We start from the raw sequence: 16,138 nt of genomic DNA on the forward strand, positions 1-16,138 counted from the left end.
CGCCGGAGGCGACATCGACCGTGCGCCGATGGCTCAGGTGAGCTATAGTCGCTCATCCTCCGACAATGGCGAGAGACTGCGCGATGCAAACCACGATCAATGGCACTTCGGTGTACTACGAGGAACGTGGCAGCGGGCTTCCCGTCGTAATACTGCATGGATTCAGCCTCGATCACGAGAGCATGCTGAACGTCTTCGAACCCCTGTTCGCTGGGCATGACGGCTATCGCCGGCTGTACCTCGACATGCCGGGCCACGGACGGACTGCCGGTACGGATGCGCTTTGCTCGTCCCAGGCCATCGCACAGACGATACTCGCGTTTCTGGATGTGCTCGCACCCGATCAACCGATTGCGCTGGTCGGCTTCTCCTATGGCGGACACATCGCGCGTCTGATTCTCAAGGCCTGCCTGGAGCGTATTGTGGGCCTGTGTTTGATTGCACTCCCGGTGGAGTCCGGGCCGGGCATTCGCGACCTTCCCGAGCCGCGAGTCATCGTCCGTGATCCGGCCGCGATCGCGGACCTTCCGGAGGAGGTCGCGTCCTCCATCCTACCAACCCTTTGCGTTCAGACTCGGCCCGTGCTCGATCGGATCCGCGCCGAATTGGTCGACACATTCGGCCGTGGGGACCCCGCTTTTCAACAGCGTCTGCGCGAATCGCCGACCTACGCGTATGCCCCCGAGTCCGTCCGGCTGCCCGCGCCATACGACCGGCCGACCCTGATTCTGACCGGCAGGCATGACGTAAGCACCGGCTTTGCGGGCGCGTTCGATCTGGCGCGCAAGTTCCCGCGCGCGACCTACGCTGCGCTAGACGGAGCGGGTCACGGACTTTTCTTTGAACAGGCGGCGCTGTTCCGTGCTCTTGTGCTAGATTGGCTCGATCGAGTCGCGCTAGCTCGTGCTGACATCGCTTGACGTGCGGCGCACTCCGTCCTACGCTGAGAAGTAACGCCAATCAACGCCAGTCAAGAAGGCACGGCTATGAACACCGCCGTCGATACCTACATTAACGATGCCGTCCGCCCGGAGCTGCGGCCCGTTGTCGCGGCACTGCGTGCCCTGATGGCCGATGCCGTGCCGGACGCGATCGAAGACTTCGCGTACAACATGCCGGTGTGGCGCTTCAAGAAAATCTTCGCCTACTTGAACGCCAACCAGACCGACATCACGTTTTCATTTGTCCACGGCGCAGCGTTCGACGACCCGTATCGCGAACTCAAAGGCAAAGGGAAGTGGGCGCGATTCATCAAGATCAAGCGTGTCGAGGACATGGACGAGGCAATCCTGCGCTTCTACATCGCGCAAGCCGTCGAGCGTGCCGAGCGCTAGGGACAAGGGGAGCAGATCCGATGAGCAGCGAAGTCGATGCGTTCGTACAGGAAAAGGTGCTGCCGCAGTTTCATGGCGTCGTCGCGGCGATCCGCGCCCTGATGACCGACGCCGCGCCCGATGCTACCGAGTACATCACCTACGGCATACCGGCCTGGCGCATGACGCGCATCATCGCGGTGCTCAGCCCGACCAAGAAGGACATCACGCTGGCGTTCTCGAACGGTGCGGACTTTGAAGACACGTTTGGCCTGCTCAAAGGCGTCGGCAACCGGTCGAAGCACGTGAAGCTCAAGACCGCCGACGAGGTAATCGCCCACGATGCGGCGCTGCGGGATTACATCGCGCAGGCCATCGCCCACGACACGCGCTAGTTTTCTAGACAGGGGGCCGATTTGTGAAAGACGGGCACAAGGCCCGTCCTTCACTCTGTCGGCAAAATCTGGCGCTAGTTGCAGATCAGATCGCCGCGCCACGGTGTATCGCGTGGCAGGCACATGTCCGGCTCGGTCGGCACCATGTCACGCTGGAAGAACTGCGTATTGGCGCAGGCGAAGCAGGTCGACGCCGGAAGGATGCCTTCGGCGCTGGCGTCCTCGTCGCTCGGCGCGTCCAGCGGGTAGATGTCGTTGTAGTCGGTGTCCACCAGACGCACCGCCTGCCGCGCCACGTCGATCGGTGCCGCGTCGAGAGGGAGCGCGCCGGCCTCGTAGATGTCCGGGTCGCCGCGGGCGTCGGACGTGAACACGACGTCGGCGCTGCCGCAGTACCACGTCGGCGCATAGTCGGCGATGTCGTTCTCGGTGAGCAGCCTCGTCTTCTTCGACTCGAGGCCGTAGACGTACACGTCCAGATCGCCGTCAAGGTCGCTCTGGTAGGCGATCAGCTTGCTGTCCGGCGACCACGCGAGGTTATCCGCGTTGCCGGCCGGGTCGGAGATCATGGTCACGTGCGAACCGTCGGCATGCATGACGTAGCCGACGCTCTTTTCGTTCGTCATGGCGTGGAAGGCGATGCGCGTGCCGTCCGGCGAATAGTGCGGGTCGACCGCCTGCGTCATCCCGCGCGTCAGCGGCGTGACCGCAAGCGTCGCGACGTCCAGCGCGTACAGCTCGAACTGGCCGGTGCGGTCGCTCTGGAAGACCAGCGTTGAGCCGTCCTCGGACCAGCTCGCGTTCAGATCGCTGGCCGGATCGTCCGTCATCTGCCGTTCGATGCCGCTCGCCAGATCAACCACGTAGATGTCCCAGTTGCCGTCACGGGTCGACTCGAAGGCGAGCTGATCGTTCGGGCCCCACACCGGGTCGATGTCGTGAGCGACGGTGTTGAACGTGACGCGCTGCGTCAGTTCGGGGTCGCCGTCCGCGCTGGCGATGTAGATCTCCCAGTTGCCGTCGCGATTGCTCGCATAGGCGATCCACCGCCCGTTGTCGGAGCGCGACGGCTCGATGTCGACGGCGTCGTGCTGCGTCAGGTTCGGGTTGGCGTTCGGTTTGTCGGGGATATCGCCGAGGCGGAAGATTTCCCAGTCGCCGGTGCGGTCGGTGTGATAGACGAGCCACTCGACGCACGCCGGCCCGAAGACGACCTCGGTCGGGGTCGGCGTGTAGGTCGGCGGTCGACGCGTCGGCGTATTGGTGAACGTCGGCGTCTCCGACGGGATCCACGGCGTCAGCGACGCGGTATGGGTCGCCGTCGGCGTCTTAGTCGGCCTGCGTTCACGGGTCGACGTGTAGGTTGCCGTCGGCGTGTCCGTAAACGTCGCCGTATGCGTTGGTGTGTCCGTGTACGTCGCGGTGAAGGTCGGCGTGTTTGTGGGCGTGTCGGTCGGCGTACTGGTGAACGTGGCGGTGTGGGTCGGCGTGTCAGTTGGCGTGCTGGTGAACGTCGGTGTCGGTGTCCACGTCAACGTGGGCGTGGGGGTGGGTGTCTTGCGACAGGTCGGAGTCGGACTCGGGTCGCAGTCCGGACCGAACTCGTAGGCGGAGACGACCTGTCCGGCCAATACGCGGTGCATTGCGCCGATGGCGCTCAACGCTCCGCCCGCGCCGCAGGCCGGATACGCCTGCGGTACGTCGATCAAGTTCGAATTGAGAGATGCAGCTGGCTTGGATGCAGGGTTCGCCACTGAACTGCTGTTGACAACCAGCAACAGCACGGCAGCGATGAGGACGATGCGTGCCAGTGCGTGGAGAGTGCGTGACGTAAGCATGGCGACGCGACCTTATTTGTTAACGAAAGTCCTTACTTTCATTGTAAGGCCGTTCGTCGCCTATGCTCCGCTCGCGGACACCGCAGCATCGCTGCGTATGTCCAATTCTTCGCGTGGGACGTGCCGGACCCCCAATCATTGAGGGGGCGAAGGGCGGTTGCTGTTTACTCGCTCCGCTTCCAGCACGACAGCAGGTGATCGTTCACCATGCCGTGCGACTGCATCATGGCGTAGACGATGGTCGGGCCGACGAACGTGAAGCCGCGCTTTTTGAGGTCTTTGCTGAGCGCCTCGGCCTCGGGCGTCACGGCCGGGATCTGCGACATCTCGGTGAAGCGATGGTCGATCGGCGTGCCGTTCACGAATCGCCACACGTAGGCGTCGAAGCTGCCGAATTCCTCCTGCACATTCAGGAAGGCGCGGGCGTTCTTGATCGCCCCTGTGATCTTGAGCCGGTTGCGGATGATGCCGGGGTTCTGCAGCAGAGACTCGACCTTGGCGTCGTCATAGGCCGCGACCTTGTGCACGTCGAAGTTGTCGAACGCGGCGCGGTAATTCTCGCGCTTGCGCAGTACGGTGATCCAACTGAGGCCGGCCTGCGCGCCTTCGAGGCAAATCTTCTCGAACCACGCGCGATCGTCATGACAGGGCTGGCCCCACTCCGTATCGTGGTACGCCTCATACAGCGGATCGCCCACACACCACGGGCAGCGGATCTTCGAGTCGGTCATGGCGGATGCCTCCGGTTGGCGACAGTCGTACGCTGATTATACCGCACAAGTGTTCTAATTGCGTCAATGTCGATGCCGGGTTGGCGTGCGAATCGACAACGCTTTTGGGTACAGATATACTCTCGCCACCAACCCCACGAATAGGCACGTTTTCACTGGCGAGCACGTTTCAAAACAGGGCAGGGTGATGCCATGACGGATGTCCGCTACTCCCGCAAGCTCGGTATTGTGTGTTGTGCACTGCTATGCGTCGCCTTGGTGTTTGCCGGGACGCCGGCCTCGGCCCAGAACACGGATGCGGAGACGCTCGCCCGGATCGACGCCCACGTCGAGCGCGTGATGGCGATGCTCGACATTCGCGGGGTGGCGGTGGGCATCGTGCAGGGCGACACCGTCGTGCATCTGAAAGGGTACGGTCGCGCCGACGAAGACGGCCGCGCGATGACGCCGCAAACCCCGGTTGTGCTCGCGTCGATCAGCAAGTCGTTCACGGGGCTGGCGATCCAGCAGCTCGTCGAGGCCGGTCAGCTCGAAATCGGGACGCCGGTCGCCGATATTTTGGACTGGTTCCCGTATCCCGATATTCGCGTGTCGCACCTGCTCTATCAGACGGGGGGCTTCACGACCATCAGCGGGACGTCGTATCTGGCCGGCGGCCGCCGCGACGATGGCGCGCTGGAAGACACCATGCGGCGAGTGGTCGTCGACTATCCGCCTGTGCGCGAGCCGGGCGTCCAGTTCGAGTACAGCAACACCAACTACGATCTGCTCGGGCTGATCGTGCAGGTCGTCAGCGGACAGCCTTACGAAGCCTATGTGCAGGCGAACATATTCACGCCGCTCGGCATGACAAGCAGCTACACGTCGCTCGAAGCCGCACAGGCAGGCGGCCTGTCGCAGGGCTATACGCCGGTCTTCGACCAGATGCGCCCCGTGGACTCCGTCTACTCCCGCGGCCATATTGCCTCAGCGGGGCTGATCTCCAGCGCGGAGGACATGACCCGCTACCACATCGCCCTGCTCAACGGCGGGCAGTACGGGGATGCCACGGTGCTGTCGGCGGAGGGCGTCACTGCGCTGCACACGCCCGGTCACATGACCGACCTGTGGAACGGCTACGGGATGGGCTGGTGGCGCTACCCGTTCTGGGCCGGCGTCGAGGACCGCGGAGTCTATACGGTCGAATATCCGTACGTACTGGAGCATACCGGCACGGCCAACAACTACATTTCGTATCAGTATCTTGTGCCTGCACGACAACTGGGCATCGTCGTGCTCGTCAATTCGTACGATCCCACGCACGAGTCGTTGTATTACAACCTCCCGAACGGGATCGCGGAACTTCTCATCGGCTATGCGGAGGCTGCGGCGCTGCCGGCGCGCGAAGACTTCCTGACTCAAAACGGTCTGGTCGTCATGCGCGTCCTGCTGGCGATCTGGGTCGTCATGGCGCTGTTGGCCCTGCGCAAGATCGTGCTGTGGTGGCGCGACTCGTCGGCCAAACCGCGCAGCGCACTCCGCCGGCTGGCGGCCATCGCGATCCCTGCGCTGCTGGATGTCGGCGTGTTGGTGCTGGTGCTCGTCATCCTGCCACCCAGCGCGGACTCCACGATCGACTCGATTCTCGCCTACCTGCCCGAAACGCCGATACTGCTCTACGGCCTGATTGGGCTTGCGGCCGGGTGGGGTGCGATCCGCACGCTGCTGTATGTAGCGCTGCTGGTGCTGAATCGGCAGCCGCAGCCCGTCGCAAATATCGCTTCACGGTGACGCCGAGTCGATCTATCGGCACAGGAGGTAAAATCGCTTCATCAGCCGTTCGAGGTGGCAGTAACGACGATCCTTGCTGCGACGGAGGCTTTACGTGCGCGTGTTTCGACTTGTTGTACTCCTACTCAGCGTTGTTCTCGCAAGAAGCACAGCGACCAGTGAACCTGTTGTCCTGAATGGGGATATCGCCTATGCATCCGATCAGGATGGCGACTTTGAGATTTATGTGATGGAGGCCGATGGATCAAATATCCGGCAACTGACATCGAATTCGGAAGACGACTCTGAGCCGATTTGGTCTCCAACGGGAGAAGAGATCCTATTCACTCGGGATGTCGGTACGCACACTGAAATCTTCAAGATGCTGCCGGATGGAACGAACCAGACCAGCTTAACACCGGATCTATTCAGTTATGATGGGCAGTGGTCACCTGACGGATTGAGAATAGCATTCACGGTAGTGACGGCTTCAGGCAGTCAGAATGTATATGTTATGGACGCCGATGGATCGAATAAAGTCAACCTCATAGATGACGACACAATCCGCGTAAACGCAGCTCCATTATGGTCAAATGATGGTAATCACGTCTACTTCATAACGGATAGAGAGTATCCTTATGGGTCTGCATTGGACCCAACAACTGTAGACTTATATCGTATGGAAGCAAGCGGCGCGAATCCTACCAAAATCTTTACTATGGGGATCTATTTCTCGGGAATGGATATTTCGCCCGTCGATCCGACGCTCCTCGTATACGGCAGCGCGAGACTAGGCGGCGCGATCTTCACAAGAAACCTGGCAAGTTCTCAAGAGAGCGTGCTGGTCAATGGCGTTGACGATTCGGGTGCATATCCTGCGTGGGCTCCTGATGGCAGCAAGCTCGTCTTCGCAAGAGGCGGGACTGCACTTGCAACCATGGACCCCTCCGGCGCAAACGTAGTCGATCTGCGCGTGTTCGATACCTCAGTACGAGTACGCAGTCCACACTGGCAGCCCATTGTCACTGAGCCAACGGATGCAGAAGCGCGACCATGCGGCAGGCACAGCCAACCGTAACACGTTATCGCTTGTGCGATCAGACGCCGTGGGTCGCATCGGATCGTCGAGTCGGTCAGAGCATGGCCTGTGGCATCCCGCTCTACTTATAGAAGTTGTACTCCCCGCCGGCGCGCTGGATCGCGTCGTAGTCCGCCCAGTGGATGATGCGCAGATGCTCGGACGCGTCCAGCCCCTTGCGCGCCACAATCGACCGGAACGCCGCGGCGATCTCGTCGGTCAGGCCGGACTGCTCGGCTTCCGTGCGCTGGCGCTCGGTCTGGAATACCAGCGTCACACCGCCCCGAAACCGATCCATCGAACTACGCCGCAGCTCTCTGTACCGCCCGTGCAGCTCGTCGGCGGCTTCGAACATCAGTGCGTTGATCCGCTTATCCTGTGTCATGTGGCCTTCCTCCGTCGTCCGGCGACTACGGCTGATTCGGCAGATCGACCACGCAGCGCCCGGCGCTGGCCTCGCAGGTGGCGATTACCTCGTTGTTCAGCTTCACGTCGAACGTGCCGTCCAGCCAGAAGCGCTGATCCGGGAACAACCGCCCGCGCGACTCACGCACGACACGGCATTCCCTCGGCCGCGACGGCGACGGCGACACGCCGCCGGCATACGCCTGCACGCACGAGCCGGACGGGAACGCGAACGTGCTGATGGTCGACCACCAGTACATCGGCATGGTGAAGGTCGCGCCAACCAGTGACACGCCGCGCAGATCGGCGGCATACCGTTCGACGTTGATGACGGTCAGCGCGTCCTCGTCGTACAGGATCAGCAGTTCCGGCCCGGGCACCGGCGTCGGCGTGAGGGTCGGCGTGGGCGTATTGGTGATGCGCGGCGTCGGCGTACGTGACGGCGTAAACGTCGGCGTGAACGTGGAGGTCGGCGTCACCGTCGGCACCAGCTCGGGAATCCAGATCAGGTCGGACGTCAGGTCGACCTCGATCAGGTTCTCGTACGTGTCGTCGGAGAGCAGCATGTACAGTTTGCCGCCCGCGCGCGCCGGCACCGGAAGCTCCTCGGCCCAGTCGATCCACTCACCGTTCATCATCGGATGGCCGGACTCGTCGAAGAAACGGACTTTGGTCGGGCGTTTGATGTTCTTGTTGTCGGTGCTGTACGGATAGCGCTCGATGGTCTGGTGCAGCGTGCGCGTCTCCGGATCGTACAGCGACGGCAGCACGCCCGGGCGCGACCCCAGCACGACGATATAAATGTAGCGCCCGAAGCTGATCGGCAGCGCGGCGATCCCCACCTCGCGATAGGTCGGGTTGGTGGCGGCGCGCCGGTGCAGCGGCGATCCTTTCCAGAAGTCGATCGACGTGTCCAGGTTGCGAATCGCCGCAATCTCTTCCACGGCGATCTGCGCCGAGGTGCCGTAGGTCGGCCACTGGAACGGTTCCCAGCGGGCGCGCTCCTTGGGCAGGTCGTTGATGCGCCCGCGGTGGATCTGCACGCCGTCGGGGTAGGGCCGCAGCGTGCTTACGTACGCGGCTTGAAAGTACGCCAGCGCGTCCAGCGTCGTGTTGCGTTTGAGCGGAGCGAGGCCTTCCGACATGCGCCACTCATTCAGACGAGCCAGCATTTCGAGTTCGGCGTACGGATCACGGCGCGGTCCGGTTGTTGATTGGGCCAGCACGAACGTGCCGATAATCAGCAGCGGGACAAGCGCGAGTGCCAGCTTGACAACGATATGGCGGCGGCCATGCGACATGGGACGATCCTCGGTGGTGGATAGCGGTCGTGTCGGGCGATGGGACGGCACCCATTAGAGCTTGAATTGCGCGGTTTGGCGAACGATTCTCACGCAGAATGGGCCGCGCATGCGCGCATCACACTGGGACCGCCGCGTGCTCGCGCACGAACGCCGCGACCTGCGCCATCGCGTCGACGGCCTGCGGAAGCTCGGGATAGTTCAAAGGCCACACGTGCCACAAGCGCGGTTCGACGCACAGCGTGACCGGCGATCCGGCTTTGGCGGCGGCGTCGGTGTACCGCACGGCATCGCCGCATAGCAGCTCGCGCTCCCCGGCGAAGATCAATGTCGGCGGCAATCCGGACAGATCGCCGAGGACCGGCGACGCCAGCGGACTCTCACCGTCCGATCCGCGGATGTACGAGGCGTGAAACTTCTGGAGGGCGCGCGGATGCAGCATTTCGTCGGTCTTGGCTGCCGGGTCCTCGTCCCGCGAGCGGGACATATCTGCCACGGGCGAGATGGCGACTGCGCACGCCGGCATCGGGTCGCCGGACTGCTTGAGCGCCTGCAGCAGCGCCAGCGTCAGGTTACCGCCCGCCGAGTCTCCCGCGACGATCAGCCGCTCGGCCGGGACGCCGTTCGCCAACAGCGCCTGATATGCCGCCAGCGAGTCGTCCACCGCGGCCGGGAACGGGTGCTCTGGAGCCAGCCGGTAGTCGATCATCAGCACCGATCCGCCGATGTGCTTTGCCAGATTGCCGCAGTAGGTCCGGTGCAGAACTGCCGCCGGCATGATGAAACCGCCGCCGTGGAGATACAGCACGACCGGCCCGGACTCGCTCTCTGCCGCCCGGAACCACTCGGCGGGCCGGCCCGCGATCGTCGTCTTGGCGGTCGTCACGCCTGCGGGAATTCGCGCCGCGCCCAACGTAAGGTCATTGAGCCATCGAAACGTCGTCATAGGGACGTAACCCGTCATCCAGCGGATAACGGAAAGCCCGCGGCGGATGCGTTGTTCGGCGTGAGAGATGTTGGCGCTCATCGGGGTTTGGTATCCTCAGAATTGCTGCACAGTTCCTTATGGTATAGTACCGCGGTCTGGGCCGGCATTCTCAGCACGTTGCATGATCGAAGAAGGGTGAGATGACGACCACGTTCGATTTTTCATATTTTCCGACACTTGAAACCGAGCGCCTCATTCTTCGACGCATTACTCCGAAGGATGTCGCGGACGTCTTCGCCATCCGCGCCGACTATCAGGCGACCAAGCTCAACATTGGCGCACCTTATACGACGGTCGAACAAGCTGGCAGTCTGATTCACCGGATGCAGGACAACTTCATGGAAGGCTCGGAGCTGCGCTGGGGCGTTACGCAGCGCGGCAGCGACCGCGTGATCGGCATGATCGGCTTCAATTACTGGGTGCAGGCCGACCGGCGCGCGGCGGTCGGGTTCGACCTCAACCGCCAGTACTGGGGGCAGGGCATCATGAGCGAAGCGCTGATCGCGGTCGTGGGCTTCGGCTTCGAGTCGATGGGTCTCAATCGTATCGAGGCCGACTGCTCGATCATGAACGTCGCGTCCCAGCGAGTACTGGAAAAAGCCGGGTTCAAGATCGAAGGCCGCCAGCGCGAGCACTACTACCTCGACGGCGTGTACTACGATCTGCTGCTGTGGGGGCTGCTGCGCTCCGACATGGAGTAGCCCAAAGTCCTAGATGTCGTGCAGGTCGAGCGCCTCGTCTACGACGGTCGTCATGAAGCGGAAGAACTGCGCGTTCACGGCCATATTTTCCTCCATCGTGTGCCCGGTCATCTCGGGGTAGATGTCCGCCATGTTCAAGTCATAGAGATTAAAGGCGGCGCCGAGCATGTATACCTCGATGTACTTACAACTCGCTGAGGCGAGGTAAGCAAGCCGCACGCGGCGTGTGTCGCCGCGCCATCCACCATCGCGCAGACCGTTCAGGTATCCCTCGAACAACGCCTCGCACAGGTCGCGTGCCAGCATGACGTCGATCTCCATGAACAGCGGATCGATGATCAACGGAACGGCGATGTCCACCCCGATTGCGGCGTGTCCTACGTACGCCCAGTCGATTGCGATCGTCTCATATCCATCGTCGGCGGGCCGCAGAAACAGATTGCGCCGGACAGGGTCTTGGTGGCACAGCGTTTGGGGTAGCCGATCCAGCGTCGACAACAGCGACTCGCGGGCGTTCCACAAGCGCCAGAACTGCTCGATGGAGTCCGCGGGGAAGATCTCTCGCACATGTGGGAGGTTCAAGTTGTCGAGAATCTTCGGGACGTGCGGGACTGTGGCATCGGCGATCTGGCGGAGCCACCCGTTCGACATCCACGGCGCCTGCGGGGCTGGACGTCCGTTCAGATATTGCGCGTTGAACAGGCCGATATTGCGCGCATGGGCCGTGTACTCGGCGATGCTCCACGGTCCGGGTATCGCACCCGTAACATCCTCCTGCCAGATCCAGCAGGCCTCATCGGGGAACTCGGTCACGCCGTAGCCATGGACTGGCCGGAAGCGGCCCGGCACGTCGACGTCGAGACCTGCGCGATAAAACTCGGCCTCGCGCTTCCAGTAATGGGTGCTGTCGGATTTCTCGTCGGGGCGGGCGCTTGTGACCTTCAGAATGACCGACCACGGCGTTGAGGCCCCAGCGCTAACCGCTGTGCCCGAATACCGGTACACGGCCGTCCCACCCGCGCCACCGCCGACGCCGCCGTGAACCGATGTCGATGACCATTCGGTGATCGTTAGTGCTTCGTCGTTTAGAACTTTGCGGATGATCGGCGTGAGGGTGGCGCTGTCGATGGATTGCAGGCGAGCTTGGACGGGATCGATAGAGTCGTTCATGGCCGCGTTCCCCCCGGATAAGGCCGACGTTCGATGTCCGTATTCGCATTATACGGACGATTCCGATATCCGGGGGCCGGACTCTAGGCCAACCGCCAGTTCACGCGTGTGACGGGGAGGGACTCGAAGTCGTTGTCACTTGTAATAAGACTAGCGTCAAGACGCCGGGTTTGAGCAGCGATCAGAAGGTCCAGATCGGATGATGTTTTGCCCAGTCGACGGTTCTCGACCCACAGTGCGCTCGCCGCAATCCAATCGTCGTCAGTGAGCGCTTCCCACACAAGTTCCGTCTTCAGACGCTCGTCATAAATCAGTATCTGTCGATGTGCGCCGACATAACTGAGTCCGCGCCGAATCTCAAAGTCGACTGGGGGGACGAGAATGAGCGTATCGCCATCACGAAATGATGCCTTGAGACGATCTACAACAGGCTCGAAATTCTTGATTACATCGGATATGACGTTTGTGTCCAGTACGAAGCGGCGACTCACAGAATCTCGCTATCCGTATCTGTCGTCTCGACATTCATCGCCCACTCGAGTTCTTCAAGCTGCTTCGCGGTCAATCCCGACTGAATATCATCTACTGCCATGTCGAACGCTCGAACTCTGGTTTCGTCAGGTTTTGTCGTAGATGACGCGTGCTTCTCGAGACGGGCAAGCAGCTCTGCCCGATCAGCGGGACTGAGAAGCTCAATGAGCCGCTCAACTTCTTCAAGCATCGTCATCGCGTATCCCTCAATTGCCAGTACACCAATTATAGCGCAGGCACTCAGCCACCCTGCAGACACAAAGTCCCGCACGTGTCAGAACATGCGGGACTTGATCGGCACGATTTGGCGGGTTTGGCCCTATCCCGGCAGGTAGACTTCCACGCCGCGGTCCGACCACAAGCCGCTCCGGTCGCCGATCTGGAAGACGCCGACCCCGTTGAGCCGGACGATGCCGGTGCCGGTCGCGGTCATCTCGATGCCGACGCCCTTGATCTTGACCTTGACGTTGTCGCCGGTAACGCTGGCCGTACCGTCGAAGCCGATATATTTGTGCAGTACGCAGTTTCCCTTCTGCTTGACGACTTTGAGGCCGTTGCCGGTGACGGTGATGACCGCGTCCCCGCCGCAGTCGAGCACCTTGAAGACACCGCTGCCGCTGACGTCTACGCTGCCGTCGCCGCGTAGCACGGCGCGACCGCTGCCGCTGGCCGTGAGCGTGCCGGTGCCGATGATCTGGGCGCTGTCGGCGAGCGCGGTTGCGCTCAACGCCAGCAGCAGGGCGAAAACAATCAGAAGTGACGTCGTACGCTTGGTTGTCATGGGCTTTGCTCCTCCATGTGCTAATGCCCGTGCGATAGGCCCACCTTAGAACGCGCATGTTTTGCAAAGCACATCGCGACGTAAATCCTGTTCAGGGAATGCAAACATCATGTAAAGCATGTAAATCAATGACGCAGAATCGCGCCTTATGGCATAATGGACAAGCGTAATTGAAGCAGTAGGCGAAGGCCGATTGTTTACCCTGCACAAAGGACGTGTGCGATGATTATTGGCATCCCCAAAGAAGTAAAGATTGACGAAAACCGTGTTTCTCTGCCACCGTCTGCGGTCGGGCAGCTTACGCTGCACGGCCATACGGTGTACGTCGAGGCGAACGCGGGCATGGGCAGCGCCTTCAGCGATGCCGAGTACGTGCGTGCTGGCGCCCACATCCTCGACGGCGCTGCCGATGTATGGTCGAAGGCCGACATGGTAGTCAAGGTGAAGGAGCCGCAGCCCGAGGAATACCCGCACATGCGGGAGGGACTGATCCTGTTCACCTACTTGCACCTCGCTGCCGCCCGCGACCTGACTCATGCGATGCTGGACAGCGGCATTACCGGCGTGGCCTATGAAACCGTAACGGATCCGCGCGGCAAGCTGCCGCTGCTCGAGCCAATGAGCGAAGTCGCCGGGCGGATGTCTGTGCAGGTCGCGGCACATTGTCTGGAGAAGAAACAGGGTGGACGCGGGATGCTGATGGGCGGCGTACCGGGCACGCGCCCGGCGCACGTCGTCATTCTGGGCGGCGGTACGGTCGGCACGAATGCCGCCAAGATCGCGCTCGGCATGGGGGCCGAGGTCACCTTACTCGACATCAACCTCGACCGCCTGCGCTACCTCGACGACACCATGCACGGCCGGTTCTCGACCCTGTACAGCAGCGACGTCAACATCGCCTACACGATCACCACGGCCGATGTCGTCATCGGCGCGGTGTTGATCACCGGAGCGAAGGCGCCGCGCCTGATCCGCCGCGATATGCTCAAGTCGATGCCGGACGGCAGCATCATCGTGGATGTGTCGGTCGATCAAGGCGGCTGTGTCGAGACGACCCGCGCGACCACCCACAGCGCGCCGACCTACGTCATTGACGGCGTTGTGCACTACGGCGTTGCCAACATGCCGGGGGCCGTGCCGCGCACGAGCAGCCTCGCCCTGTCGAACGCCACCCTGCGCTACGTCCTGCAGATCGCCGACCACGGCTTGACCGAAGCGATGCGGCGCGACAAGGGACTCGTCAACGGCTTGAACTTGCATGCTGGACGGGTCACGCACGCGGCGGTCGCCGAGACGTTCGACCTGCCCTATACGGAGATGCCCGTGCTCGCGTAAGGCGGGGTATACTCATTCACGCAGACAGAACGTGAAGGGAGCAGCGCCATGGCGAGCCCAACCGTACGCCCGCGTGAAGACGGCATCCGGGTGCGTGAAACCCCCGTCGACGGCCGGCCAATCGGGTTGGTCGGCACGGCGGACATCCTTGAATCGCTCGAAAGCCCGGCCGAGACACTGCGCAAGGTCGGGCTTCCCGATACGTGGCTGCGTATCCGCAAGACGGACGGCACGGTCGGATACGTTGCGGCACGCCTGATGGACGCTGTCGATATTCCGGCCTCGGCGCCGCTGATGGTGCGATGCCTCGCTGACGGACTGCGCATCCGTGAGCATTCCAGCAGCGGCAAGCCGATTGCCACGCTGGGCCTCGACGAACTGGTGACGTCGCTTGAGAGCGACCCCGAGACCAAGCGCAAACTCGGCACCTTGGGCGAATGGCTGTTCGTCCGGGACTCTCAAGGTACTGTAGGCTACGTTGCCGCGTGGTTCATGGGTCCGCCGCAAAGCGCGCCGGTTCAACCTGTCACGCCGCCACCGGATCCCGAACCCGTGCCTGAACCTATACCGGATGACGCGGCGGTCGCTGTCGGCGCACAGGCAGCAGCGCCGGAAGCTCCCGTCTACGTCCGGCCCATCGAAAGCGGCTTGCGCATCCGCGAGATGCCCCGCGACGGTAAGCCAGTCGGCATGGCGCACGTCACTACGGCGCTGCGCGTGTTGGAGCCCCGGGCGGTGGCGCTCGACAAGATCGGCGTGCAAGGCGAGTGGCTGAACGTCGCCGATCAGACCGGCGTCGAAGGGTACGTCGCGGCGTGGTTCGTCGAAGAGACCGAGCCGCCGCTGCCGGTCGTGCGCCCCGGCGGGGTCAACATCATCGGTATCAATCTCGATCACTTCCACCCGCTCGGCACGCCCGAACCGGATCGGTTCAAAGGGTTGGGCTGGGTACGCTTCGGCTACAACGTCAGTATGGGGCGCGGCTCGCAAGACATCAACGCGGCGTATCAACTTTATCGGCCACTGGCCGAACGCTACGCCCGCGCTGGCTTCAAGGTGATGTTCTGCTTCACGCATCAGACTTATGGCGAGGGCCGCGACGAATTCTGGCCGTGGCCGGCTATGACCGACGACAAGTGGCGCCGCTTGACCGACCGCTTCAGCGACATGGTCAACCGGATCGCCGCGGAGTTCGCCGGCCAAGACCTTGTCCACTGCTGGCAAATCTGGAATGAGCAGGATGCACCGATCGGCGCGTCGGCCAGCGTACCGATGTCTCCGCGCAACTACGCGCACCTGCTCACACGGTCGCTGCAGGCTGTGCGCGCCGCCGACCCGAACGCGGCGGTGATTACCGGCGGGCATACCGGCGGTCCCGGCCCCGGTAGCAACTACGCGCGCGCCACCGTCGAAGCACTGCCGCAAGGCATGCTGCCGGACGGCATCGCGTGTCACCCGTACGGGCGCGGCCCGCGGCCGTTCACGCGATACGCCAACTTCGGCGACATCCGCGAAGAACTGAACGCCTATTTGAGCGTGCTGCCCGACCGCCCGCTGTGGATCAGCGAATGGGGCGCGCTGGACAAAGAGCAGGATCATCCTGAGGAAATCGCGCGTTACGCCGCCGAGATGGTCGACGTCGTGACGCGCGAGTACGACACCAAGATCGCGGCGCTCATCTGGTACGCGTGGGCGATGGGTATGCATAACGGCTACGGCATCGTCGGGCGCGACAATCAACCGCTGCAACCCCTGTACGATCGCTTCCTGCGCCTGCGCGGGTGATCGCCATTTCTCCCAAAGGGCTTTCGCCCTCTGGACT

General features: G+C 62.4%; 17 protein-coding genes. 8 read left to right on the forward strand and 9 right to left on the reverse strand.

The window, feature by feature from the left end:
• The first annotated feature begins 83 nt into the window (after positions 1 to 83).
• The 3 genes from IPM16_20465 (at position 84) to IPM16_20475 (ending at position 1,708) form a co-directional block, all read left to right on the forward strand.
• Entirely contained in the window at positions 84 to 920 is an 837-nt protein-coding gene (locus tag IPM16_20465) for an alpha/beta hydrolase (GenBank protein MBK9125478.1), read from the forward strand.
• A gap of 66 nt (positions 921 to 986) precedes the next feature.
• Positions 987 to 1,334 carry a DUF1801 domain-containing protein gene (locus tag IPM16_20470; protein MBK9125479.1) on the forward strand — a complete coding sequence of 116 codons (348 nt, stop codon included), beginning with the start codon at positions 987 to 989 and terminating at the stop codon, positions 1,332 to 1,334.
• A gap of 20 nt (positions 1,335 to 1,354) precedes the next feature.
• On the forward strand, positions 1,355 to 1,708 hold the full coding sequence (locus IPM16_20475; GenBank protein MBK9125480.1) for a DUF1801 domain-containing protein: 354 nt from the start codon (positions 1,355 to 1,357) through the stop codon (positions 1,706 to 1,708).
• A 74-nt stretch (positions 1,709 to 1,782) separates the two neighbouring features.
• Here IPM16_20475 and IPM16_20480 read toward each other — a convergent pair whose 3' ends face one another.
• Both IPM16_20480 and IPM16_20485 read right to left on the reverse strand, forming a co-directional pair.
• Positions 1,783 to 3,546 carry a PD40 domain-containing protein gene (locus IPM16_20480; protein MBK9125481.1) on the reverse strand — a complete coding sequence of 588 codons (1,764 nt, stop codon included), beginning with the start codon at positions 3,544 to 3,546 and terminating at the stop codon, positions 1,783 to 1,785.
• Positions 3,547 to 3,710: 164 nt separating this feature from the next.
• Positions 3,711 to 4,277 (reverse strand): DNA-3-methyladenine glycosylase I, encoded by a 567-nt coding sequence (locus IPM16_20485; GenBank protein ID MBK9125482.1) that lies wholly within the window; start codon positions 4,275 to 4,277, stop codon positions 3,711 to 3,713.
• 192 nt (positions 4,278 to 4,469) lie between these two features.
• Between IPM16_20485 and IPM16_20490 the strand changes: the two genes are divergently transcribed.
• Both IPM16_20490 and IPM16_20495 read left to right on the forward strand, forming a co-directional pair.
• On the forward strand, positions 4,470 to 6,047 hold the full coding sequence (locus IPM16_20490) for a serine hydrolase (protein MBK9125483.1): 1,578 nt from the start codon (positions 4,470 to 4,472) through the stop codon (positions 6,045 to 6,047).
• A gap of 100 nt (positions 6,048 to 6,147) precedes the next feature.
• Positions 6,148 to 7,104, forward strand: a complete 957-nt coding sequence (locus tag IPM16_20495; protein ID MBK9125484.1) for a PD40 domain-containing protein — start codon at positions 6,148 to 6,150, stop codon at positions 7,102 to 7,104.
• Between the two features lie 82 nt (positions 7,105 to 7,186).
• Here IPM16_20495 and IPM16_20500 read toward each other — a convergent pair whose 3' ends face one another.
• The 3 genes from IPM16_20500 to IPM16_20510 form a co-directional block, all read right to left on the reverse strand.
• Positions 7,187 to 7,489, reverse strand: coding sequence for a hypothetical protein (locus IPM16_20500; GenBank protein ID MBK9125485.1), 303 nt, complete (start codon positions 7,487 to 7,489; stop codon positions 7,187 to 7,189).
• 25 nt (positions 7,490 to 7,514) lie between these two features.
• Positions 7,515 to 8,810, reverse strand: coding sequence for a hypothetical protein (locus IPM16_20505; GenBank protein ID MBK9125486.1), 1,296 nt, complete (start codon positions 8,808 to 8,810; stop codon positions 7,515 to 7,517).
• A gap of 118 nt (positions 8,811 to 8,928) precedes the next feature.
• Entirely contained in the window at positions 8,929 to 9,837 is a 909-nt protein-coding gene (locus IPM16_20510) for an alpha/beta hydrolase (protein ID MBK9125487.1), read from the reverse strand.
• A gap of 101 nt (positions 9,838 to 9,938) precedes the next feature.
• Between IPM16_20510 and IPM16_20515 the strand changes: the two genes are divergently transcribed.
• Positions 9,939 to 10,499 carry a GNAT family N-acetyltransferase gene (locus tag IPM16_20515; protein ID MBK9125488.1) on the forward strand — a complete coding sequence of 187 codons (561 nt, stop codon included), beginning with the start codon at positions 9,939 to 9,941 and terminating at the stop codon, positions 10,497 to 10,499.
• Between the two features lie 9 nt (positions 10,500 to 10,508).
• Here IPM16_20515 and IPM16_20520 read toward each other — a convergent pair whose 3' ends face one another.
• From IPM16_20520 to IPM16_20535, 4 genes are all read right to left on the reverse strand, one after another.
• Positions 10,509 to 11,669 carry a phosphotransferase gene (locus tag IPM16_20520; protein ID MBK9125489.1) on the reverse strand — a complete coding sequence of 387 codons (1,161 nt, stop codon included), beginning with the start codon at positions 11,667 to 11,669 and terminating at the stop codon, positions 10,509 to 10,511.
• Positions 11,670 to 11,752: 83 nt separating this feature from the next.
• Positions 11,753 to 12,160, reverse strand: a complete 408-nt coding sequence (locus tag IPM16_20525) for a PIN domain-containing protein (GenBank protein MBK9125490.1) — start codon at positions 12,158 to 12,160, stop codon at positions 11,753 to 11,755.
• Positions 12,157 to 12,396, reverse strand: a complete 240-nt coding sequence (locus tag IPM16_20530) for a hypothetical protein (GenBank protein ID MBK9125491.1) — start codon at positions 12,394 to 12,396, stop codon at positions 12,157 to 12,159. The genes IPM16_20525 and IPM16_20530 overlap by 4 nt, the downstream gene beginning before the upstream one ends.
• Before the next feature lie 123 nt (positions 12,397 to 12,519).
• A complete protein-coding gene (locus IPM16_20535) occupies positions 12,520 to 12,981 on the reverse strand; it encodes a hypothetical protein (protein ID MBK9125492.1) in 462 nt (153 codons plus the stop codon).
• Between the two features lie 222 nt (positions 12,982 to 13,203).
• Here IPM16_20535 and ald point away from each other — a divergent pair, with 222 nt between their 5' ends.
• Positions 13,204 to 14,316 (forward strand): alanine dehydrogenase, encoded by a 1,113-nt coding sequence (gene ald, locus IPM16_20540; protein MBK9125493.1) that lies wholly within the window; start codon positions 13,204 to 13,206, stop codon positions 14,314 to 14,316.
• A gap of 48 nt (positions 14,317 to 14,364) precedes the next feature.
• The gene (locus tag IPM16_20545; GenBank protein ID MBK9125494.1) at positions 14,365 to 16,101 is read left to right on the forward strand and encodes a cellulase family glycosylhydrolase; all 1,737 of its coding nucleotides are present in this window, start codon (positions 14,365 to 14,367) and stop codon (positions 16,099 to 16,101) included.
• The last annotated feature ends 37 nt before the right edge of the window (positions 16,102 to 16,138 follow it).

Origin of the sequence: Candidatus Flexicrinis affinis (assembly GCA_016716525.1) — a bacterium.
GTDB lineage: Bacteria > Chloroflexota > Anaerolineae > Aggregatilineales > Phototrophicaceae > Flexicrinis > Flexicrinis affinis.

Coding starts and splice junctions, on each gene's coding strand:
- IPM16_20500 (MBK9125485.1), bottom strand. CDS start 7,489: ATGACACAGGATAAGCGGATCAACGCACTGATGTTCGAAGCCGCCGAC.
- IPM16_20510 (MBK9125487.1), bottom strand. CDS start 9,837: ATGAGCGCCAACATCTCTCACGCCGAACAACGCATCCGCCGCGGGCTT.
- IPM16_20490 (MBK9125483.1), top strand. CDS start 4,470: ATGACGGATGTCCGCTACTCCCGCAAGCTCGGTATTGTGTGTTGTGCA.
- IPM16_20520 (MBK9125489.1), bottom strand. CDS start 11,669: ATGAACGACTCTATCGATCCCGTCCAAGCTCGCCTGCAATCCATCGAC.
- IPM16_20530 (MBK9125491.1), bottom strand. CDS start 12,396: ATGACGATGCTTGAAGAAGTTGAGCGGCTCATTGAGCTTCTCAGTCCC.
- IPM16_20505 (MBK9125486.1), bottom strand. CDS start 8,810: ATGTCGCATGGCCGCCGCCATATCGTTGTCAAGCTGGCACTCGCGCTT.
- IPM16_20535 (MBK9125492.1), bottom strand. CDS start 12,981: ATGACAACCAAGCGTACGACGTCACTTCTGATTGTTTTCGCCCTGCTG.
- IPM16_20475 (MBK9125480.1), top strand. CDS start 1,355: ATGAGCAGCGAAGTCGATGCGTTCGTACAGGAAAAGGTGCTGCCGCAG.
- ald (MBK9125493.1), top strand. CDS start 13,204: ATGATTATTGGCATCCCCAAAGAAGTAAAGATTGACGAAAACCGTGTT.
- IPM16_20480 (MBK9125481.1), bottom strand. CDS start 3,546: ATGCTTACGTCACGCACTCTCCACGCACTGGCACGCATCGTCCTCATC.
- IPM16_20470 (MBK9125479.1), top strand. CDS start 987: ATGAACACCGCCGTCGATACCTACATTAACGATGCCGTCCGCCCGGAG.
- IPM16_20465 (MBK9125478.1), top strand. CDS start 84: ATGCAAACCACGATCAATGGCACTTCGGTGTACTACGAGGAACGTGGC.
- IPM16_20545 (MBK9125494.1), top strand. CDS start 14,365: ATGGCGAGCCCAACCGTACGCCCGCGTGAAGACGGCATCCGGGTGCGT.
- IPM16_20515 (MBK9125488.1), top strand. CDS start 9,939: ATGACGACCACGTTCGATTTTTCATATTTTCCGACACTTGAAACCGAG.
- IPM16_20485 (MBK9125482.1), bottom strand. CDS start 4,277: ATGACCGACTCGAAGATCCGCTGCCCGTGGTGTGTGGGCGATCCGCTG.